The organism is Staphylococcus sp. HMSC061G12 (genome assembly GCF_001838465.1).
Lineage (GTDB): Bacteria > Bacillota > Bacilli > Staphylococcales > Staphylococcaceae > Staphylococcus > Staphylococcus simulans.
Map to the genome: position 1 here is coordinate 117,809 of NZ_KV837152.1, position 4,677 is coordinate 122,485.

At 43.9% G+C, this 4,677-nt stretch carries 1 protein-coding gene; it reads right to left on the reverse strand.

The window, feature by feature from the left end; all coding sequences use genetic code 11:
* A partial coding sequence (locus HMPREF2937_RS10820; RefSeq protein ID WP_180364639.1) for a G5 domain-containing protein occupies positions 1–4,677 on the reverse strand: 4,677 nt, incomplete at both ends.

Genomic DNA, 4,677 nt, shown 5'->3' on the forward strand with positions numbered 1-4,677 from the left:
CTTCTGGTGTTGTACCTGGATCTTCTGGTGTTGTGCCCGGATCTTCAGGTTGTTCTGGTTCCTCTGGTGTTGTGCCCGGACCTTCAGGTTGTTCTGGTTCCTCTGGTGTTGTACCCGGATCTTCTGGGTCAACTGGTACTGTGCCAGTTCCTCTTTCAACAATTCTGTCTACCTTTTCAACCAGTGTAATTGTTGTTGTATCTGGATTGATGAGTTCACCTGTTTTTGGATCTACGCCGTAAACTGTTGTTGTTTGTGTTTGACCTGTTTTACCTGGCTGTACTTCATATTCTGTACCTGCTGGTAAGTTCGGATTGTCTTGGTAGATTGTGTTATATGGGATATCTGTCGTTGTGACCACTTTCGTGCCGACACTGATCACTCTGTCTTTCGGCAGATTATTCGGGTCATTCGGATCTCCTGGCGTACCTTCTTCTATCACTTGTGTCTCGCCAACTGGCAAGTCTGGATTTGGACGGTACGTTGTAGATGGTGCGACAGGTCCATATTCAATCACACGGTCAACTGGCGGTGTTGTGACAGATTCTGTTGTTGTCGGATTCAATAAAGCGCCTGTTGTTTTGTCTACTTCGTACGTTGTCGTCGTTGTAGTTACGCCGTTTTGACCTTCTTGTGCCACATGATTAACTGTACCGACTGGTAAATCAGGATTGTATCTGATAATTGTTTCAAATGGTATAGGTGTTGTTGTTTGTTCAACATTGTTCACACCTACCACTTCATTGACTGGTGGTGTTGTAATTTCTGATGTCGCAGGTTGCCCTGGTACTTTCGTTGTTGTTTCAATACCTGGTTGTCCTTCTGTTGTCACTGTCTGTGTACCGATTGGTTGTGATGGATCTGGATTCGCTTCATATGAAGTTGACGGCGGTATTTCTGTTGTTGTCGTTGCGGTTGTGCCGACTCCGATTTCAATCACTCTATTTTGTGCCGGTGTCACAGTTGTTGTGACAGTTGATGGATTTTCAAGTGCACCAGTTTCTGGATTGACTGTATACGTCGTTGTTGTTTCAGTTTGACCTGTGATACCTGCTTGTACTTCATTTTGAGTACCTTGCGGTAAGTTAGGATTTTCTTGATAAATTGTTTCGAATGGTACGTCGTTCGTTGTTGTTTGAGTTGTACCTTTTGCGACAATTTGCGGTGTCGGTGATGTTGTTTCAGTTGATGTTGTTGGATTTACTAATGCGCCTGTCGTCGGATCCACTTCATACGTTGTCGTTGTAGTTGTCGTACCATCTTGACCTGGTGTTACGACACTTTCATAACCGATAGGCTCATCTGTACTGATATACTGCGTATCGTATGGTACTGATGTTGAATCAGTTACGACATTACCTACATAAACGACTGTGTTTGTCGGTGGATTATCTGGGTCATTCGGATCTCCTGGTTGACCTTCCACTGTTCTTGTTTCACCTGCTGGTAAGTTCGGGTCCGGTTGATAAACCACTTGGCCTGCAGCTGGTCCATATTCCACAATACGTTGAACTGGGTTGGTTGTCTCAGTATTCGTTGTCGGGTTAATCAACGCACCCGTTGTCGCATCTACTTCATACGTTGTTGTCTTCGTAGTAACACCGTTTTGACCTTCTTGTGCGACATGGTCCGTTGTGCCGACTGGCAGATTCGGATTATATCTGACAATCGTGTCATACGGAATCGTTTCTGTTGTTTGTTCTACGTTGTTGACACCGATAACCTCATTCACTGCTGGTGTTGTCACTTCTGTTACCGCTTCTTTACCCGGTTCTTTCGTTGTTGTAGATTCACCTGGTTGTCCTTCTGTAATCACTGTTTGTGTACCAATTGGTTGTGATACATCCGGGTTCGCTTCATATGAAGTTTGCGGCGCAATCGGTGTTGTCGTAGATGTTGTTGTACCGCTGCCGACTTCAATGATTCTGTCTTGTTTCGCAATATCAGTAGTTGTCACTTCTGTCGGATTTTCTAACGCACCTGTTTGTGGGTTCAACGTATACGTCACAGTCGTTGTCGTTTGACCTGTAACACCTGCCTGTAACTCGTTTTGTGTGCCTTGAGGCAAGTTAGGGTTCTCGATATACACTGTTTCGTATGGTACATCGTTCGTTGATGTTTGTGTTGTACCTTTTTCCACAATTTGTGTGACAGGTGGTGTCTTGATTGATGTTACTTCTGGATTAATCAATGTACCTGTTGTCTTGTCCACTTGATAAATCGTTGTTGTCGTTACTACTCCGTCTTGACCTGGTGTCGTAATATTTTCGTAGCCCACTGGTTGAGTTGTCGGTACATATTGCGTGTCATACGCAACTGGTGTTGTATCTGTTGTCATATTACCAACTTTAACGACCGTCTCTGTCGGTGGATTATTTGGATCATTCGGGTCACCTGGTGTACCTGGAACAGTTACTGTTTCGCCATATGGCACACTTGAATCTGGTTGGTAGACCACACCGCCTTCTACTGGTCCATATTCCACAATACGTTGCACTGGATTTGTTGTTTGTGTTTCAGTCTGAGGATTCGTCAACGCGCCTGTTTGACTGTCCACCTCATACGTTGTTGTCGTTGTAGTGACTCCATTTTGACCTTCTTGCACAACATAATCTGTTGTACCGACAGGTAAGTCTGGATTGTAACGGATGATTGTTTCATACGGAATCGTTTGCGTTGTCGTATCCACATTGTCTACACCAATCACTTCATTAACCGCTGGTGTAGTAACTTCTGTCACCGCTTCTTGTCCTGGTGCTTTCGTTGTCGTTGACTCGCCCGCTACGCCTGGTGTCACCACTTGTGTATCACCTGTACCTGCGTCTGGATCAGGGTTCGCAACGTACGTTGTTTCTGGTGGAATTTCTGTTGTTGTCGTTGATGTTGTGCCGACACCCACTTCAATAATCAAGTCTTGTTTTTCTACTAGCACTTGATCTGTTGATAATGGATTTTCTAGCTCGCCTGTTTGCGGATTCACCGTATACGTTACTGTTGTTTGCGTTTGTCCTGTGATACCTGCTTGCAGTACATTTTCTGTACCTTGAGGTAGATTAGGATTTTCTTTGTAAACCACATTGTAAGGAACGTCAGCTGTTGTGACTTGTGTCGTACCTTTTTCAATCACTTCATCAACAGCTGGTGTTGATGTTGTTGTGATTTGCGGGTTACTTAAAGCACCCGTTGAAGGATTCACGCTATACGTTGTTGTTGTTGTTTCTGTACCTGTTTGACCAGGTGTTTGTACATTCGTATAAGTTGTTGGTGCATCAACACCTACATATTTCGTTTCATAAGGTACTTGAGTTGTTTCGGTTGTTGTATTGCCGACTTTCACAATAGTATCTGTCGGTAAGTTATCTGGGTCGTTTGGATCTCCAGGTGTACCTGGTGTTGTAGATGTTTGGCCTGCAGGCAACGTCGCATCTGGTTGATAAATGATGCCGCCTTCTACCGGTCCATATTCCACAATACGATTCACCGCATCTACTGTTGTCGTTTGTGTTTGTGGATTTGTTAACGCACCTGTTTGATTATCTACCTCATACGTTGTTGTCGTTGTAGTTGTACCGTTCGTACCTTCTTGTGCGACATAATCTGTTGTACCTACAGGAAGACTTGGGTTATAACGTACGATTGTTTCGTATGGAATGGTTGTTTCTGTACGTTCTACGTTATTCACACCAATAATTTCGTTCACTGCAGGAATCGTTGTTTCCGTAACCGCTTCTTGTCCTGGTGCTTTCGTTGTCGTTGATTCCCCTGCTTGACCAGGAACTGTCACAGTTTGTGTTCCGACAGGTTGCGTATAATCTGGATTAGCTTCGTATGACGTAGTCGGCGCAATCGGTGTTGTCGTTGTTGTCGTTACGCCTGTACCGACTTCAATAATACGATTGATTGCTTCTTGTGTTGTCACTGTAGAAGAAACTGGGTTTTCTAAAGCACCTGTTTCCGCATTGAGTGAATAAACTGTCGTTGTTTGTGTTTGACCTGCTGAACCTTCTTGAAGCACATTTTGTGCACCTTCAGGTAAATTAGGATTTTCTACATAAACCGTTTCATATGGTACAGCACTTGTTGTGACTTGAGTTGTTCCTTTTTCAACAACTTGTGTGACAGCCGGTGTTGTATTTGTCGTCACTGCTGGATTGCTTAATGTACCTGTTGTTGGATCCACATCATACACTGTTGTCGTTGTAGATGTACCATCTTGACCTGCGACTTTCACATTTTCATAGCCTACTGGTTCAGTTGTTGGAACATATTGCGTGTCATATGGCAACGCATCCGTTGTTGTAACTTGGTTACCCACTTTCACTACTGTTTCAGTCGGTAGGTTATTCGGATCATTCGGGTCGCCTGGCGTACCTGGAATTGTTTCTGTTTCACCATATGGCAGATTCGTATCTGGTTGATACACAATCGTACCTTCAACTGGACCATATTCTACAATTTTATTGATAGGTGCTGTTGTGCTTTGTGTTACTTGCGGATTAGACAATGTACCTGTTGTGCTGTCTACATCATATGTCGTTGTCGTTGTTGTCGTACCGTCTTGACCTTCTTGTGCCACTTGATTCACTGTACCGACAGGTAAATCCGGATTATAACGGATGATAGTTTCGTACGGAATTGTTTGTGTTGTCGTATCCACATTGTCTACACCAATCACTT